This is a genomic window from Streptomyces sp. NPDC054757, from assembly GCF_053612185.1.
The window spans coordinates 31,500-47,535 of sequence record NZ_JBSHBW010000025.1 but is presented as its reverse complement, the minus strand read 5'-3'; the positions used below and the strand labels follow the sequence as shown (position 1 = coordinate 47,535).

General features: G+C 69.4%; 12 protein-coding genes and 4 tRNA genes. 7 read left to right on the top strand and 9 right to left on the bottom strand.

Going from position 1 to position 16,036, the window contains the following annotated elements; all coding sequences use genetic code 11:
* Window positions 1-85: 85 nt before the first annotated feature.
* The 3 genes from ACWGKJ_RS26150 (at window position 86) to purM (ending at window position 3,679) form a co-directional block, all read left to right on the top strand.
* Window positions 86-880: an META domain-containing protein gene (locus ACWGKJ_RS26150; protein ID WP_385024159.1), complete on the top strand. Its 795-nt coding sequence runs from the start codon at window positions 86-88 to the stop codon at window positions 878-880.
* A gap of 91 nt (window positions 881-971) precedes the next feature.
* The gene (purF, locus tag ACWGKJ_RS26145; RefSeq protein ID WP_385024161.1) at window positions 972-2,498 is read left to right on the top strand and encodes an amidophosphoribosyltransferase; all 1,527 of its coding nucleotides are present in this window, start codon (window positions 972-974) and stop codon (window positions 2,496-2,498) included.
* An 80-nt stretch (window positions 2,499-2,578) separates the two neighbouring features.
* Complete coding sequence (gene purM, locus ACWGKJ_RS26140; RefSeq protein ID WP_385024163.1) at window positions 2,579-3,679, top strand: phosphoribosylformylglycinamidine cyclo-ligase; 1,101 nt, start codon at window positions 2,579-2,581, stop codon at window positions 3,677-3,679.
* Between the two features lie 135 nt (window positions 3,680-3,814).
* Here purM and ACWGKJ_RS26135 read toward each other — a convergent pair whose 3' ends face one another.
* Window positions 3,815-4,066, bottom strand: coding sequence for a DUF3073 domain-containing protein (locus ACWGKJ_RS26135; protein ID WP_164263978.1), 252 nt, complete (start codon window positions 4,064-4,066; stop codon window positions 3,815-3,817).
* Window positions 4,067-4,345: 279 nt separating this feature from the next.
* Entirely contained in the window at window positions 4,346-5,455 is a 1,110-nt protein-coding gene (locus ACWGKJ_RS26130) for a Leu/Phe/Val dehydrogenase (protein ID WP_385024166.1), read from the bottom strand.
* Window positions 5,456-5,610: 155 nt separating this feature from the next.
* Here ACWGKJ_RS26130 and ACWGKJ_RS26125 point away from each other — a divergent pair, with 155 nt between their 5' ends.
* Both ACWGKJ_RS26125 and bldC read left to right on the top strand, forming a co-directional pair.
* The gene (locus ACWGKJ_RS26125) at window positions 5,611-6,471 is read left to right on the top strand and encodes a hypothetical protein (protein WP_385024168.1); all 861 of its coding nucleotides are present in this window, start codon (window positions 5,611-5,613) and stop codon (window positions 6,469-6,471) included.
* Between the two features lie 580 nt (window positions 6,472-7,051).
* Window positions 7,052-7,258, top strand: a complete 207-nt coding sequence (gene bldC, locus ACWGKJ_RS26120) for a developmental transcriptional regulator BldC (protein WP_003949541.1) — start codon at window positions 7,052-7,054, stop codon at window positions 7,256-7,258.
* A gap of 472 nt (window positions 7,259-7,730) precedes the next feature.
* On the opposite strand, the gene ACWGKJ_RS26115 is transcribed toward bldC, so the two are convergent.
* From ACWGKJ_RS26115 to hrpA, 3 genes are all read right to left on the bottom strand, one after another.
* A complete protein-coding gene (locus tag ACWGKJ_RS26115; protein ID WP_385024170.1) occupies window positions 7,731-7,898 on the bottom strand; it encodes a DUF6274 family protein in 168 nt (55 codons plus the stop codon).
* A 193-nt stretch (window positions 7,899-8,091) separates the two neighbouring features.
* A tRNA-Asp gene (locus ACWGKJ_RS26110) sits at window positions 8,092-8,166 on the bottom strand.
* Window positions 8,167-8,297: 131 nt separating this feature from the next.
* Complete coding sequence (hrpA, locus tag ACWGKJ_RS26105; protein ID WP_385024172.1) at window positions 8,298-12,233, bottom strand: ATP-dependent RNA helicase HrpA; 3,936 nt, start codon at window positions 12,231-12,233, stop codon at window positions 8,298-8,300.
* A 100-nt stretch (window positions 12,234-12,333) separates the two neighbouring features.
* Here hrpA and ACWGKJ_RS26100 point away from each other — a divergent pair, with 100 nt between their 5' ends.
* Window positions 12,334-13,473: an ABC-2 transporter permease gene (locus ACWGKJ_RS26100; RefSeq protein WP_385024173.1), complete on the top strand. Its 1,140-nt coding sequence runs from the start codon at window positions 12,334-12,336 to the stop codon at window positions 13,471-13,473.
* A 95-nt stretch (window positions 13,474-13,568) separates the two neighbouring features.
* Here ACWGKJ_RS26100 and ACWGKJ_RS26095 read toward each other — a convergent pair.
* The 4 genes from ACWGKJ_RS26095 to ACWGKJ_RS26080 all read right to left on the bottom strand — a co-directional run bounded on the left by ACWGKJ_RS26095 (window position 13,569) and on the right by ACWGKJ_RS26080 (window position 15,531).
* A tRNA-Phe gene (locus ACWGKJ_RS26095) sits at window positions 13,569-13,645 on the bottom strand.
* Window positions 13,646-13,665: 20 nt separating this feature from the next.
* Window positions 13,666-13,740 (bottom strand) — tRNA-Asp (locus tag ACWGKJ_RS26090).
* Between the two features lie 39 nt (window positions 13,741-13,779).
* A tRNA-Glu gene (locus ACWGKJ_RS26085) sits at window positions 13,780-13,852 on the bottom strand.
* A gap of 80 nt (window positions 13,853-13,932) precedes the next feature.
* Window positions 13,933-15,531 carry a metallophosphoesterase family protein gene (locus tag ACWGKJ_RS26080; RefSeq protein ID WP_385024175.1) on the bottom strand — a complete coding sequence of 533 codons (1,599 nt, stop codon included), beginning with the start codon at window positions 15,529-15,531 and terminating at the stop codon, window positions 13,933-13,935.
* Window positions 15,532-15,606: 75 nt separating this feature from the next.
* On the opposite strand from ACWGKJ_RS26080, the gene ACWGKJ_RS26075 reads away from it, so the two are divergent.
* Window positions 15,607-15,957, top strand: a complete 351-nt coding sequence (locus ACWGKJ_RS26075; protein ID WP_385024177.1) for a metallopeptidase family protein — start codon at window positions 15,607-15,609, stop codon at window positions 15,955-15,957.
* Window positions 15,958-16,036 lie beyond the last annotated feature (79 nt).

Below are 16,036 nucleotides of genomic sequence, written 5' to 3'. Positions count from 1 at the left end.
GTCAGGCCCGGCCGGTCCTGTCGGTCCGGTCGGACGAGCAGCGGGGGAGGGGAACCGGACACCCCACCCGTCCCGTCCAACCGCCATGCACACGCAACGTACCGCCGTCGCCGCCCTGGCCCTCTTCGCGCTGGCCGCCTGCGGCACGGAAAAAGGATCAGCGGGTTCGAGCAGTCCGGCCGAGCCGGACGTCCCTCTCGCCGGGACCGGGTGGACCGTCGACAGTGTCTCGTCGGGCGGCACCCTCCGGAAGGCTCCGGCCGGTGCCGGCATCACATTCGAGAAGGGCCGGGTGAACGCCTCGTCCGGCTGCAACCACTTCAGCGCGCCCGTCACCGTCAAGGACGACACCGTCACCGTCGGGGCCGCCACCAGCACACTGATCGGCTGCCCGAAGAACCTGCGGAGCTACGAGACCGCTCTCCGTAAAACCCTCACCGGCAAGCTCGCCGTCCACATCGGCGGCGGGAAGCTCACTCTGCGTACAGAGAAGGGCGACTCCATGACCCTCTCCCGGAAGCCCGCGGAGCGGAACGCTCCGCTCGTCGGTACCGAGTGGAAGGTGGACGCGCTGACCGAGGGCGCGAGCGTTTCCACGCTTCCCCGGAGCACGTCGGGCACGGCGCGGCTGACGTTCGCCAAGGACGGATCCGTCCACGGAAAGCTGGGCTGCAACAGGGTCAGCGGTATGGCGAAGGTCACGGGGAGCACCGTCACCTTCGGGCGCCTCACCACCACCCGCATGATGTGCAAGGAGCCCGCCATGGCCCTGGAGAGGCACCTGCTCAAGGTGGTGCACGGGCCTGTTCACTACACGGTCAAGGGCCGCACCCTGACGCTCACGGCCCACGACGGAACCGGAATCCGCGCCACCGCATAACACCGCGTACCGGTCGGAAAGGACACCGGAAGGGGTGCCGGGAAGGATCCCCAATTCGGACCAGTGGTCGATCTCGCCTACACTCGGTGGCGTGCCTCGTGGTGATGGACGACTCAACCACGACCTGCTCCCCGGCGAGAAGGGCCCCCAGGACGCTTGTGGCGTCTTCGGTGTCTGGGCTCCGGGCGAAGAGGTCGCCAAGCTCACCTATTTCGGACTGTATGCCCTGCAGCACCGTGGACAGGAGTCCGCGGGCATCGCAGTGAGCAATGGGTCCCAGATCCTGGTCTTCAAGGACATGGGTCTGGTCTCACAGGTCTTCGACGAAACCTCTCTCAGCTCTCTCCAGGGCCATATCGCGGTGGGCCACGCCCGCTACTCCACCACCGGAGCCTCGGTGTGGGAGAACGCGCAGCCCACGTTCCGTGCCACCGCGCACGGCTCGGTGGCCCTCGGTCACAACGGCAACCTGGTCAACACGGTCCAGCTGGCCGCTCTCGTGGCCGACCTGCCCAAGGAGCACGGCCGCTCCACCCAGCTGGCCGCGACCAACGACACGGATCTGCTCACCGCGCTCCTCGCGGGCCAGACCGACGACGACGGCAAGCCCCTCACGATCGAGGAGGCCGCCCCCAAGGTGCTCCCCGAAGCCAAGGGCGCCTTCTCGCTCGTCTTCATGGACGAGCACACCCTCTACGCGGCCCGTGACCCGCAGGGCATCCGCCCCCTGGTCCTCGGCCGTCTGGAGCGCGGCTGGGTCGTGGCGTCGGAGTCCGCCGCCCTCGACATCTGCGGTGCGTCCTTCGTCCGCGAGGTCGAGCCCGGCGAGATGATCGCCATCGACGAGAACGGTCTGCGCACCGTCCGATTCGCAGAAGCGAAGCCCAAGGGCTGTGTCTTCGAGTACGTCTACCTGGCGCGCCCCGACACGGACATCGCCGGCCGGAACGTCTACCTCTCACGGGTCGAGATGGGCCGGAAGCTGGCCGCCGAGGCCCCGGCCGACGCCGACCTGGTGATAGCGACGCCCGAGTCGGGAACGCCCGCGGCGATCGGTTACGCCGAGGCCAGCGGGATTCCGTACGGCTCGGGCCTGGTCAAGAACGCCTACGTCGGCCGGACCTTCATCCAGCCGTCCCAGACGATCCGCCAGCTGGGTATCCGCCTCAAGCTCAACCCGCTGAAGGAAGTCATCCGCGGGAAGCGCCTGGTGGTCGTCGACGACTCGATCGTCCGCGGGAACACCCAGCGCGCCCTGGTCAAGATGCTCCGCGAGGCGGGCGCCGCCGAGATCCACGTCCGGATCTCCTCGCCGCCCGTGAAGTGGCCCTGCTTCTTCGGCATCGACTTCGCCACCAGAGCGGAGCTCATCGCCAACGGCATGTCCGTCGACGAGATCGCGACGTCCATGGGCGCCGACTCCCTCTCGTACATCTCCATCGACGGCATGATCGAGGCCACGACCATCGACAAGCCGGATCTCTGCCGCGCCTGCTTCGACGGCGTGTACCCGATGGACCTGCCCGACCCCGAGCTGCTCGGCAAACAGCTGCTGGAGACCGAGCTCGCGGCCGGACCGGCGAGTACCGCCGCCGCCGAAGCGCTCCGTCGGCCGTAAGCCCCGCTGCCCGACCCGCCCGCTGCCCGACCCGCCCGCAGTACGTCACGCCCGCAGTACGACACGAAAGTCCCAGAACCATGTCTGCTGAATCTTCCGAGCGCGCTCCGCACCAGGCCGCCGGTGCCAGCTACGCGGCTGCCGGCGTCGACATCGAAGCCGGTGACCGTGCCGTCGAGCTGATGAAGGAGTGGGTGCGGAAGACGCAGCGCCCCGAGGTCGCGGGCCTCGGCGGCCTCGGCGGCTTCGCCGGTCTCTTCGACGCCTCCGCCCTGAAGCGGTACGAGCGGCCGCTGCTCGCCTCCGCGACCGACGGCGTGGGCACGAAGGTCGACCTCGCCCGCAAGATGGGCGTGTACGACACGATCGGCCACGACCTCGTCGGCATGGTCGTGGACGACCTGGTCGTCTGCGGCGCCGAACCGCTCTTCATGACCGACTACATCTGCGTCGGCAAGGTGTTCCCCGAGCGTGTCGCCGCGATCGTGAAGGGCATCGCCGAGGGCTGTGTGCTGGCCGGCTGCTCATTGGTCGGCGGCGAGACCGCCGAACACCCCGGCCTGCTGGGCGAGGACGACTTCGATGTCGCGGGCGCCGGTACGGGCGTGGTCGAGGCGGACCGGCTGCTCGGCCCCGACCGGGTCCGCGAGGGCGACGCCGTGATCGCGATGGCGTCTTCCGGACTTCACTCGAACGGGTACTCGCTGGTGCGCCATGTCGTCTTCGACCGGGCCGGCTGGGCGCTGGACCGGGAGATCGCGGAGTTCGGCAGGACGCTCGGCGAGGAGCTGCTTGAGCCGACCAGGATCTACTCGCTGGACTGTCTGGCGCTGACCCGTACGACCGAGGTGCACGGCTTCAGCCACATCACAGGCGGCGGCCTCGCCAACAACCTGGCCCGGGTGATCCCGGACCATCTGTACGCCATGGTCGACCGTTCGACCTGGACGCCCGGCGCGGTCTTCGACGTCGTCGGCGGGGCCGGACAGGTCGAGCGCCTGGAGCTGGAGAAGACTCTGAACATGGGGGTCGGCATGATGGCCGTCGTGCCCGCCGATTCGGTGGACGCGGCGCTGGCGACCTTCGAGGACCGCGGCCTCGACGCCTGGGTCGCGGGAGAGATCACCGGACGCGGCGAGCACACCACAGGCGCCGGGCTGACCGGGGACTACGCCAAGTAGGCGGCCGGGCACGGTCCAGGGTGCGACGGGCCGGGTGGACAGCACTGAACCCGGTCCGAGGCGTGCGCCCTGGACCGGGTCAGAGTGACAGCGCTGCCGGAGGCGGCGCCGGTGACTGCGATGAGGTGTTGTACGTCAAGCGCCGCGGCGCTGAGACGAAGGACCGGACTCGTCGTCCTCGTCCTGATCCTCGTTATAACGATCCGCGTACTGTGCGTACGGGTCATCTTCCTCTTCGTCGTCCTCGAACGGCTCCGCGTTCGGTGGCTGACTCGTAGGAGATGCGCCCAGCTCATTGGCCAGACGTGACAGGTCGGTTCCGCCGCTGCTGTACTTCAGCTGGCGGGCGACCTTCGTCTGCTTGGCCTTTGCCCGGCCGCGCCCCATGGCTCGACCCCCTCGGTGACGGGGCTCGACGGCCCCAGAGTCTTGACACCCGTTCATGATTCGGAACGGACTCTCCGTAAAGAGTCCGGTCCGTAGGGCTTCAACGGTACCTGCTTCCGCGGCCATACGGTACGCCGCCCGCGGGAAGCGCCGCTTCACAGAACCGGCGAGGAGCCCCGTCCTCGCTGGTCAACTGCGATTTTAACCTCTTCTGGGCCGCCGACCCGCCGACGGGGGTGAGTCACGTCTCCCCGACAGCGGGTCAGCGGGTGTGTGCGGTCAGTGACCGGGGGTCGTGCGGGCCGCCGCCATGCGCTGCTCGGCGATCCGGTCGGCCGCCGCGGCCGGCGGAATGCCATCGTCATTTGCACGTGCGAAGATTGCTAGCGTGGTGTCGAAGATCTTCGCCGCCTTCGTCTTGCAGCGGTCGAAGTCGAAGCCGTGCAGCTCGTCGGCGACCTGGATGACCCCGCCGGCGTTCACCACGTAGTCCGGGGCGTAGAGGATGCCCCGGTCCGCGAGGTCCTTCTCGACACCGGGGTGGGCGAGCTGGTTGTTGGCCGCGCCGCACACCACCTTCGCGGTGAGCACGGGCACCGAGGCGTCGTTGAGCGCGCCGCCCAGGGCGCACGGAGCGTAGATGTCGAGCCCCTCGGTGCGGATCAGCGCCTCGGTGTCGGCGACCGCGGTGACCAGGCCCGGGTGGCTGCCCGTGACGCGGCGTACGGAGTCCTCCCGTACGTCCGTGACCACGACCTCCGCGCCCTCGGCCAGCAGATGGCCGACCAGATGGTGGCCGACCTTGCCGACGCCCGCGACTCCGACCCGGCGGCCGCGGAGCGAGGGGTCGCCCCACAGCTGCTGGGCGCTGGCCCGCATGCCCTGGTAGACGCCGAAGGCGGTCAGCACCGACGAGTCGCCCGCGCCGCCGTTCTCGGGGGAGCGGCCGGTGGTCCAGGCGCACTCGCGCGCGACCACGTCCATGTCCGCGACATAGGTGCCGACATCGCAGGCCGTCACGTAACGCCCGCCGAGCGAGGAGACGAACCGGCCGTAGGCCAGGAGGAGTTCGTCCGTCTTGATCAGCTCGGGGTCACCGATGATCACGGCCTTGCCGCCCCCGTGGTCCAGACCGGCCATGGCGTTCTTGTACGACATCCCGCGGGCGAGGTTCAGCGCGTCGGCGACGGCCGCCGCCTCGTTCGCGTACGGGTAGAAGCGCGTGCCGCCGAGGGCCGGGCCCAGGGCGGTGGAGTGGAGGGCGATCACGGCCTTGAGGCCGGAGGCACGGTCCTGGCAGAGGACGACCTGCTCGTGTCCGCCCTGTTCCGAGTGGAAGAGGGTGTGCAGCACATCAGCGGGAACGTCGGGGACAGGAACGCCGGTCATATCGGTCACGGTGGTGACTCCCAAGTACGAGGCGGCGGCCCTCTTACGGGTGGAGAGGGCCGAATGGCAGCAGATTAGGGCCTGCGCGTCCGAGGATCAGGCGCAGTGCCGAGGATCACCCCCTCGCGGAGCAGCGACATGGGACGATTCACCTTATGGCGGTGGTGTCCTCAGTGATCGTCCCCTATACGTCCTACCTGCGCGTGTACGAGCCCTTGGCGGCCTTTCCGGAGGCCGAGCGCGACCACTGGGCCCGCTACGCGCGGCGCAGCGAGCTGCCCACGGCGCAGGACGAACTCCGGCGTTCGCTGGCGGATCTGCTGCCGACGCCCCCGGTGGCCGTCCCGGTGCACGAGAGCGCCGACGCGTTCGTGGCCCTGCTGGACGGTGTGGTCTGTGTCTGTCCCTGGCGGACCAGGCTGCGCGGCTGGCAGGCGCTGGAGGCGATGGCGGCGCAGTATCCGCAGCCGGTGCTCGATGTGGTGCTCCCGCCGGTGGTGCGGTTGCAGGCAGCCGCGGACTACGAGCGCTGGCAGGAGCGGAACCCGGACGCGCGGCCATGGATCCGGACGACGGTCTGGCATGTGCCGGTGCGCTGGTTCACGCTCTTCGACGACGAGGAGCGGGAGTACGAGAAGGCCGGCCCCGGCGAGGGGGATGCCTCGGGGGCGCCGCCGGTCCTGCGGTACCGGACGCCGATGGTGCAGGCCAGGCGGCGGCTGGCGCGCTCGCTGAAGACGCTCAGGGAGCACTTCGAGGAGGGGCCGCTGACCGAGGGGCTTGTCGACGTCGGGAAGTGGCTGGAGGAGTTCCACCCGAGGTCGCTGGTCGAGCTCGACTACGGCGGTCTGGTGCACGCGCTCTCCGACGAACAGCTGGCGCAGGACCGGTCGGCCGCCGATGTGGCGGCCGCGGTGGCCGCGCTGCGCGCGGGCGACGAGGAGACCGCGGACGCCGCGTACGAGCGCCTCGCGGACCGCTGGCGTGCCGTCCGGGCCCGGCAGACCGCGAACTGACGGAGCCGGGTGCCGGGCGCCGGGCGCGGGACGGGGCGGGACCGGGCCGGGGCGGCCGTGGGGCCGGGGCGCGGCGGTGCGGCCGGGGCGTGGGCGGGGCTTCCGTGTCCCGCGGGCAGGGCATGATCGTACGAAGGGTCCTTGGTCCTGATCCGGGCCTTTAAGTCAAGCGTGACGGACCGCACTAACCGGGGCCTTGCGCCCATCCCCCACTGTCGTGTCAAAATAGGACAAGGAGTCCGGGGAGGGCTCCGTCCGTCCAAGTAAGGGCGGATTCCTCGGCATTGCACTCTATGGGGGGTCTGATGACTCCTGATGACCATGTGACTGATCGTCACTGGGGCGTGACTGTCCGCTATGGCATGGTCCATCGGGCTTCGGCCGTTGATGAGCGCCTGAGAGGGCAATTCCATCGGTTTGGCCGACGTGGCTGGACGGATGGTGTAGTTGTAGTGCCGAAGACAAGCCGTTCGTCCTATAACCGACTCGGCCCGTGTCCGCCATTTCGGGCAACGCGGGTCAAGGTGCAGAATTTAGAGGAAAGAACCGAGATGGTTCGGTTCTCCCGAGGAGGCCGCTCATGACCGCTCGCACCCCTGATGCCGAGCCGCTGCTGACCCCGGCTGAGGTTGCCACGATGTTCCGCGTGGACCCGAAGACGGTCACCCGCTGGGCGAAGGCGGGCAAGCTCACGTCCATCCGAACGCTGGGTGGGCATCGCCGGTACCGCGAGGCAGAGGTCCGTGCTCTGCTCGCGGGTATTCCGCAGCAGCGCAGCGAGGCCTGAACAACCTAATAAACCGGGGCGTTTTCGGGTCCCCCAACCCGATTCGGCCCGTTACAGCTCCACTTGACGGCAGTCCGCCCCAACGGACTACCGTTTTTGATCGCGCTGGACTCCGCCGGGTCCAGCGCGATCTTTTTTGTGTGCCGGGCCGCGCGGGGCGGCGCGAGGCTGTCGCGCCCAGGCCGCCGGCCGGTTGCCGGGGGCTCGCACGGGGCCGTCTGCCGGGCTCCCAGGGCCTGTTGAGGGGCGTCCGATTCCGCCCTGTCGTCCCGTTGTCGGTGCGTCGGTGGAGGCTCAGCGTGTGCCACCGGTTACGTCTCGCACAGCAGTGCAATTGCACATATTAAATGGGGCAGTTGTAGGGAGGGGTTAAGTTCACTCCTTTTCAAAAATATTTCAGTGACACCCGTCACATAGCGGAGCACTTGCCAAACCCGAGCCTGTCACGGAAAGACCCTGCGAGCCGCATGGTTCAGCGGCGCGCCGGTGGGGTGTCTTCCCCGGGATCGGGCGGCTCCATGGCGAGCCGCAGCAGCCGGTGGCAGACCGCGCAGTGCCGGGTGAGGTGGCGGTGGCTCACAGCGGCCGCCAGATGGGCGCGCAGCAGCGCCCGGGTCTCGTGTCGCGCCGCAGCCGCCATACGCCGACCTCCTGCCGCCCTGGGGCCCTGACGCTCTCCGGGCCCTGCTGTCTGGGTACCCGTGGGCGGGACGCGCCGTCAAGACGCGTGCGGGGCCGGGCCGTGGGGCCGCTCCGGGGAGCCCGTCCGGCACGGCGCAGCAGAAGGGCCCGCATCCGGCGAGGATGCGGGCCCTTCTGCTCACTGCTTACTGCGGTCCTGACGGGATTTGAACCCGCGGCCTCCACCTTGACAGGGTGGCGAGCACTCCAAACTGCTCCACAGGACCAGGTTTCGCAGCCATGCCGTACGAGAGACTCGCGCGGTTGTTCTCGCTTGGCTGCGAGACAGACTGTACAGGAGGTCAGGCCCCCCGGTCGAACTGGCTGTGGAGCGGCCAGGGACCGGGCTGCGGACCGCTCAGCGGACCCCGGCGACCACCGCGTCGATCGCCTTCACGATGCGCTTGTCCGAGACCGTCTGCGCCGTACCGAGGGCGTGCGCGAAGTAGCTCACCCGCAGCTCCTCGATCATCCAGCGGATGTCCAGCGCCTCCTTGGGCACCGGCCGCCCCTGCGGCAGCTGCTCCAGGAGCCAGGCGTACTCGTCCTGCATCTCGTGGACCTTCTCCATCCGCGTGGTGTCGCGCTGGACGGCGGTCGGCATCTGCTGGAGACGGCGGTCGGCCGCGACCAGATAGCGCATCAGGTCCGGCAGCCTGCGCAGCCCGGTGGCGGTGACGAAGCCCGGCTTCACGAGCGTCGCCAACTGGGTGCGTACATCCGCCAGGTTGGCGACCAGCACCAGGCTGCTGGTCGACTTCAGCCGGCGCTCCGCCGCCTGCCAGGCCGCCAGGATCTGCTGCACCTGGTCGACCGTCCTGATGGTCGTCTCGACCAGGTCGGCGCGCACCTTCTCGTACAGCGTGCGGTACGACGCCTCGTCCCAGGCGGGCCCGCCGTGGTCGGCGATCAGCTGGTCAGCAGCGGCCATGGCGCAGTCCTCGAAGAGCGCCTGGACCGAGCCGTGCGGGTTGCGGGACAGGGCGAGCTTCGCCTGGTTGCTGAGCCGGTCGGACGCGAACTTGGCGGGGTTCACCGGGATGTTGAGCAGGATGAGCCTGCGGGTGCCCCGCCACATCGACTGCTGCTGCTCGGCCTGGGTGTCGAAGAGCCGTACGGAGACGCTGTCGCCCGCGTCGACCAGGGCGGGGAAGGCGCGGACCGGCTGGCCGGCCCTCCTGGTCTCGAAGACGCGGGAGAGCGTGCCGACCGTCCAGTCGGTGAGGCCCGTGCGCTCGACCGACTCGCCGGCCGGGCCCGCCGTCGCCGCTGCCGCCTTGGAGATCGCCTGGCGGGCCTTGGGGCGCAGCCGGAGCTTCAGCGCTTCCAGGTCCTTGTCCTCGGCCACCTTGCGGCGCCGCTCGTCCACGATCCGGAAGGTGATCTTGAGGTGGTCGGGTACCCGGGAGAGGTCGAAGTCCTCCGCCGCGACCGGGACGCCGACCATGCGCTGGAGCTCGCGGGCGAGCGTCAGCTCCAGCGGCTCCTGGAGGGGCACCGCGCGGTCCAGGAACGCGCCCGCGTAGTTCGGCGCCGGGACGTAGTGGCGGCGGACCGGCTTGGGCAGGGACCGGATCAGCTCGGTGACCACTTCCTCGCGCAGCCCCGGGATCTGCCAGTCGAAGCCGTCTGGCGTGACCTGGTTGAGCACCTGGAGCGGGATGTGGACCGTGACGCCGTCCGCGTCGGCGCCCGGCTCGAACTGGTACGTCACCCGGAACTTGAGCTTTCCCTGCCGCCAGGAGTCCGGGTAGTCGTCCTTGGTGACGGCTCCGGCCTTCTCGGTGACCAGCATCGAGCGCTCGAAGTCGAGTGCCTCCGGCTCGTCCCGCTTCTTCTTCTTCCACCAGGAGTCGAAGTGGGCGCCGGACACGACGTGTTCGGGGATCCGGCCGTCGTAGAAGTCGAAGAGCGTCTCGTCGTCCACCAGGATGTCGCGGCGGCGCGCGCGGTGTTCCAGCTCCTCCACCTCGGCGAGGAGCTTGCGGTTGGCCGCGAAGAACTTGTGGTGGGTACGCCAGTCACCCTCGACCAGTGCGTTGCGAATGAAAAGTTCCCGGCTGATCTCTGGGTCGATCCGGCCGTAGTTGATCTTGCGCTGGGCGACGATCGGGACGCCGTACAGCGTGACCCGCTCGTACGCCATCACCGCCGCCTGGTCCTTCTCCCAGTGCGGCTCGCTGTAGGTGCGCTTCACCAGGTGCTGGGCGAGCGGTTCGATCCACTCCGGCTCGACCTTGGCATTGACCCTGGCCCACAGCCGTGAGGTCTCCACCAGCTCGGCGGACATGATGAAACGCGGCTGCTTCTTGAAGAGCGCCGAGCCGGGGAAGATCGCGAACTTGGCGTTGCGGGCGCCCAGATACTCGTTCTTCTCGGTGTCCTTGAGCCCGATGTGCGAGAGCAGCCCGGCCAGCAGCGAGGTGTGCACCGCCTGTTCGGGTGCGTCCTCCTCGTTCAGCCGGATGCCCATGGTCCTGGCGACCGAGCGCAGCTGCGCGTAGATGTCCTGCCACTCGCGGATCCGCAGGAAGTTCAGATACTCCTGCTTGCACATCCGGCGGAAGCTGGAGGAGCCGCGCTCCTTCTGCTGGTCGCGGAGGTAGCGCCAGAGGTTGAGGAAGGCCAGGAAGTCGGAGGTCTCGTCCTTGAAGCGGGCGTGCTGCTGGTCGGCCTGGGTCTGCTTCTCGGCCGGGCGCTCGCGCGGGTCCTGGATGGAGAGCGCGGCGGCGATGACCATCACCTCGCTCACACAGCCGTTCCGGTCGGCCTCCAGGACCATCCGGGCCAGCCGCGGGTCCACGGGCAGCTGGCTGAGCTTGCGCCCCTCCTGGGTGAGCCGCCGCTTGGGGTCCTTCTCCTTGGGGTCCAGCGCGCCGAGTTCCTGGAGCAGCTGGACGCCGTCGCGGATGTTGCGGTGGTCGGGCGGGTCGATGAAGGGGAACTTCTCGATGTCGCCGAGACCGGCCGCGGTCATCTGGAGGATGACGGACGCCAGGTTGGTACGGAGGATCTCCGGGTCGGTGAACTCCGGGCGGGTGAGGAAGTCGTCCTCCGCGTACAGCCGGATGCAGATGCCGTCCGACGTACGGCCGCAGCGGCCCTTGCGCTGATTGGCACTGGCCTGCGAGATCCGCTCGATGGGCAGCCGCTGGACCTTGGTGCGGTGGCTGTAGCGGGAGATACGGGCGGTGCCCGGGTCGATCACGTACTTGATGCCGGGGACGGTCAGCGAGGTCTCGGCGACGTTGGTGGCGAGCACCACCCGTCTGCCGCCGCCCTGCGGGCGCTGGAAGACCCGGTGCTGCTCGGCGTGGGAGAGCCGCGCATACAGCGGGAGCACCTCGGTGCGGCGCAGGTTCCGTTTGTTCAGGGCGTCGGCGGTGTCCCGGATCTCGCGCTCGCCGGAGAGGAAGACCAGCACATCGCCCGATCCCTCGCCCTGGAGTTCGTCGACCGCCTCGCAGACCGCGGTGATCTGGTCCCGGTCGCCCTCGTCGCCCTCCTCCTCCAGGAGCGGGCGGTAGCGCACCTCGACCGGGTACGTACGGCCGCTGACCTCGACCACCGGGGCGTCGCCGAAGTGCCGGGCGAAGCGCTGCGGGTCGATGGTGGCCGAGGTGATGACGACCTTCAGATCCGGGCGCTTCGGCAGCAGCTGGGCCAGGTATCCCAGCAGGAAGTCGATGTTCAGTGACCGCTCGTGGGCCTCGTCGATGATGATCGTGTCGTACGCGCGCAGTTCGCGGTCCGTCTGGATCTCGGCGAGGAGGATGCCGTCCGTCATCAGCTTGATGAAGGTGGCGTCCTGGTCGACCTGGTCGGTGAAGCGGACCTTCCAGCCGACCGCCTCGCCCAGCGGGGTGTTCATCTCGTCCGCGATGCGCTCGGCGACCGTGCGCGCGGCGATCCGGCGGGGCTGGGTGTGGCCGATCATGCCCCGGACGCCGCGCCCCAGCTCCAGACAGATCTTCGGGATCTGGGTGGTCTTGCCCGACCCGGTCTCACCGGCGACGATCACCACCTGGTGATCCCGTATCGCCTCGGCGATCTCGTCCTTCTTCCGGCTGACCGGAAGCTGCTCGGGGTAGCTGACGGCGGGCACCCGGGCGGCCCTGCCCGCCATGCGGGCGGCGGACTTCTCCGCGGCGCCGGCGATCTGGTCCAGCGCGGCCTGCCGGGCCTCTGGCTTACGGATACGGCGGGCGCCCTCCAGGCGTCGGCCGAGCCGGTGCGCGTCGCGCAGCGACAGCTCGTTGAGCGTGGCCTGGATATCAGCGAAGGAAGTAGACATACCTGATCCAGGATCTCACCCTGCGCAACCCGCTGGCGAACGGATTTGACTGCCCAGGTATGGATGCGTATGTCCGTGATGTGTGGTTTAGCTTGGTTTCATGCCCGACGAGACGGAACACCACGGTGCGCACGGCGACCACGGTGCGCACAGCGAATCCGATGCGCACGGCGGTTCCGGTGCGCACAGCGGTTCCGGTGCGCACAGCGCGCACGGGAGGCGTCCGACCGGGGCCGAGCGCTGGGACGCGTTCCGGAACTCGCCGTTCGTGCCGGCGACCGTGCTGCTCTTCATCCTGGCGGCCGCCGCCGGGCTCTTCGCCGGTTCGTACACGTACTTCATGGCCAACCCGACCCCGCACCGGGTGCCGACCGCCGTCGTCGGCCCCTATCAGTCGCCCACCGGGAAGCGGTTCATCGGCGGGATGGAGAAGGCGCTCGACGCCTCGCTGAAGCTCCAGGTGTACGCGACGGACGCCCAGGCGCGCCGGGCCGTGGACCAGCAGAAGGTCTTCGCGATCGTGCATGTGCGGAGCAGTGCGGTGCAGCTCGACGTGTCGGGGGCGTCCGGTGCGTCGGTCGCGCAGGTGCTCGTGGAGTCGGCGCCCGCGGTGGCGAAGGCGACCGGTGTCCCGGTCCGGGTGAAGGACGTGAATCCCCTCCAGAAGGGTGATCCACGGGGGCTCGCGCTCTTCTACATCTCGCTGGCCGCGGTGATCGTCGGCTTCGTCGGCGCGATCCAGCTCTCGGTGCACGCCCGCGGTCTGAACCCGGCGGAGCGCATCGCGTACATCGTGGCCAACGCCCTGCTCGGCGGGTTCGCCATCGCCGCCGTCGTGGACTGGTGGCTGGGCGCGCTGACCCTGCCGTTCGTGGAGTCGTGGCTGATCCTGGCCTTCACCATGTTCACGTCCGGAATGGTCTTCACGATGTTCAACACCCTGATCGGCCGCTGGGCGATGCTGCCGACGTGGGGGCTGATGGTGCTGCTCGGCAACCCCTCGTCGGGCGGCGCTGTGTCCTGGCCGCTGCTTCCGTCCACGCTGGGCCACATCGGCCAGTGGCTGCCGCCGGGCGCCTCGGTCAACGCCCAGCACACCGCGGTGTACTTCCGCGGCTACCAGCACGCATTCCCGTTCCTGGTGCTCACGGCATGGTCGCTGGTGTCGTGCGCGGTCTTCTGGATCTGGCGCCACCGGCACCCGGGCGGGCGTACGGTACTCGGCGACCGGCGGGCGTAGCTCCGGGCCACGCTCCGCGAAGCCCCTGACGCGAGGCCCCTGACATGAGGCCCTGACATGCGGAAAGCCCCGACGCGCGGCCGGGGCTTTCGAAGTGGTGGCTGGGGCCGGGATCGAACCGGCGACCTATCGCTTTTCAGGCGATCGCTCGTACCAACTGAGCTACCCAGCCACACAGCGCGAACGCTGCAGCGGTCCTGACGGGATTTGAACCCGCGGCCTCCACCTTGACAGGGTGGCGAGCACTCCAAACTGCTCCACAGGACCAAGCAATGTGCGAGAAATATTCTCGCACACAGTGGTGCGTGCCCCCAACGGGATTCGAACCCGTGCTACCGCCTTGAAAGGGCGGCGTCCTGGGCCACTAGACGATGAGGGCTAAGGGCCCGCCTGGGCGCTTTGCAGCGCGTCGGGGACGTCCGAAGCATATGGGATGGCGGCGCGGTTCGCCAAAACGGTTTAGCGGGGAGTGGGCGAGGGCTTCGCTCCCGGCTGGTTGTCCTCCGGGAGGTGCCTGCTGACCTCGGCCGTTGTCAGGCCGAGGCCGCCCAGCGTGATCTCGTCCCAGGCCTGCAGACGTCTGGTCCGCCGGTCCAGGTAGAGCACCGAGGCGAGGACCTTCTCCGGGTGCTTGTTCTGGACGGCGCGCAGCCCGCCGCCGCCCGTCGAGCCCTCCACCTTCAGCCGTGTGCCGAGGGGGAGCACCTGGTTCTGGCGGTGGTGGATGTGCCCGGCGAGCACCAGCGGGACCGTGCCGTCGGTCTCGCGGGCCGCCTGCGGCTCGTGCGCGACCGCGATGTCGACGGGGGTGCCGGCCTTCTGCTGGTCCTGGATGGCCGAGGCGAGCCGGATCCCGGCCAGCCGCTCCGCCGCGTCGCCGCCCGGCCGTACCGAGCGGTCCGGGGTGAACTGCGGGTCGCCGGTCCCCGCGATCCGCAGCCCGCCGACCGTCACGGCGCTGCCGTTGTCGAGGACACGCACGTTCCTGAGGTGCTTCAGATACGTCTGGGTCGTCGCCGAGTCATGGTTGCCGCGCACCCATACGTACGGCGCCCCGAGATCCCGTACCGGGTCGAGAAAGGTGTTCTCGGCGGCGCTTCCGTGGTCCATCGTGTCGCCCGAGTCGACGATCACGTCGATCTTGTACTGCTTCACGAGTGAGCCGATGATCTGCCACGAGGCCGGGTTGAGATGGATGTCGGAGACGTGCAGGACACGGATCGTGCCGGGGTCCGGCTGGTAGGCGGGGAGGGTCGACGTGGCGTCGTACAGCTTCGTCACATTGGTGACGAGCCGCGCCAACTCCGCCTGGTAGACGTTGAAGTCGGTGACGATCGAGCGCGCGTTGCCGACCACCTGCGGGGCGGACGACAGCAGCCCGGAGAACTTCGGCTCCAGGAGCGACTTGGGGTTCCAGGTCGCGTACGCGGTGGCGCCCGATGCCGCGAGCAGGACGAGGGCGAGGCCGCCGGCCGCCACGGCGCGGCGCGGTCTGCGGTAGACGACGAGGCCGAGCGCGGTGGCGCCGATCACCACGGCGGCGCAGGAGCGTGCCGCCAGGTCGAGGGTGCTGTGTTCGACATCGTGGGCGATCTCGGTCTGGAGGCCGGAGATCCGTTCGGGGTGCTCCACCAGCGCCTGGGAGCGGACCGGGTCGAGGCGGTCCACGTCGACGTCGAGCCGGATGGGGGCGGTGTGCGAGTCGAGTGCGAGCGCGCCGAGCGGTGAGACGTCGATCCTGGTGCCGCCGGAGAGTGAGGGCCGCAGCGTCATGGTGGTGTCCACCGGGCCGACCTGCGACCGGACGTTCCCCACGACCAGCAGCCCCAGCCAGGCGCCGAGCAGTACGACCGCCACCATGACAGGACCCCGGAGCCAGGGGTGGGGGCGTGGCGTGCCGAGGTCGAGCTCGTACGGCGCGGAGCGGGTGCGGGCGGTCCCGGTGGTGCCCGTACGCGGCCGTCCGGCGCGTGGCCCCGGGGCGCGGGGGCGGCGCGCGCTCAGTGCCCGGACGGTGCGCAGCGCCCGGAGTTGCCGTAGTCGGTCGGCGGCGGCCATTGGTGCGGTATGCCCAAGGGGCGGAAGTCCCATGCGGACCCGGCGCATACGGGGGAACTACGGGACAATGGGCGAGTGCTGGAGATGACGCGTGAGGAGTTCGAGGAACTGGTCGCCGAGGCGCTGGACCGTATCCCGCCGGAGCTGACCCGGCTGATGGACAACGTCGCGGTGTTTGTCGAGGACGAGCCCGCATCCGACGATCCGGAGCTGCTCGGCCTCTACGAGGGGACACCGCTGACGGACCGGGGTGAGTGGTACGCGGGCGTCCTGCCGGACCGGATCACCGTCTACCGGGGGCCGACGCTGCGGATGTGCTCCGCGCGCGACGAGGCGGTCGCCGAGACGGAGATCACGGTGGTGCACGAGGTCGCACACCACTTCGGAATCGACGACGAGCGGCTGCACGCGCTCGGGTACGGGTGAGGGGGCGGATACGGGCCGTCCGCCGGGCGTGTCCCTTCCGGGGGCCCGGGAGTTGGGCAGGGCGGTCCCGCTCAGTCCG

What these genes read in the sequence shown, in the direction of transcription:
- ACWGKJ_RS26150 (WP_385024159.1), top strand. Translation starts at nt 86, where the DNA reads ATGCACACGCAACGTACCGCCGTCGCCGCCCTGGCCCTCTTCGCGCTG.
- purM (WP_385024163.1), top strand. Translation starts at nt 2,579, where the DNA reads ATGTCTGCTGAATCTTCCGAGCGCGCTCCGCACCAGGCCGCCGGTGCC.
- ACWGKJ_RS26135 (WP_164263978.1), bottom strand. Translation starts at nt 4,066, where the DNA reads ATGGGGCGCGGCCGGGCAAAGGCCAAGCAGACGAAGGTCGCCCGCCAG.
- ACWGKJ_RS26130 (WP_385024166.1), bottom strand. Translation starts at nt 5,455, where the DNA reads ATGACCGGCGTTCCTGTCCCCGACGTTCCCGCTGATGTGCTGCACACC.
- ACWGKJ_RS26125 (WP_385024168.1), top strand. Translation starts at nt 5,611, where the DNA reads ATGGCGGTGGTGTCCTCAGTGATCGTCCCCTATACGTCCTACCTGCGC.
- bldC (WP_003949541.1), top strand. Translation starts at nt 7,052, where the DNA reads ATGACCGCTCGCACCCCTGATGCCGAGCCGCTGCTGACCCCGGCTGAG.
- ACWGKJ_RS26115 (WP_385024170.1), bottom strand. Translation starts at nt 7,898, where the DNA reads ATGGCGGCTGCGGCGCGACACGAGACCCGGGCGCTGCTGCGCGCCCAT.
- hrpA (WP_385024172.1), bottom strand. Translation starts at nt 12,233, where the DNA reads ATGTCTACTTCCTTCGCTGATATCCAGGCCACGCTCAACGAGCTGTCG.
- ACWGKJ_RS26100 (WP_385024173.1), top strand. Translation starts at nt 12,334, where the DNA reads ATGCCCGACGAGACGGAACACCACGGTGCGCACGGCGACCACGGTGCG.
- ACWGKJ_RS26080 (WP_385024175.1), bottom strand. Translation starts at nt 15,531, where the DNA reads ATGGCCGCCGCCGACCGACTACGGCAACTCCGGGCGCTGCGCACCGTC.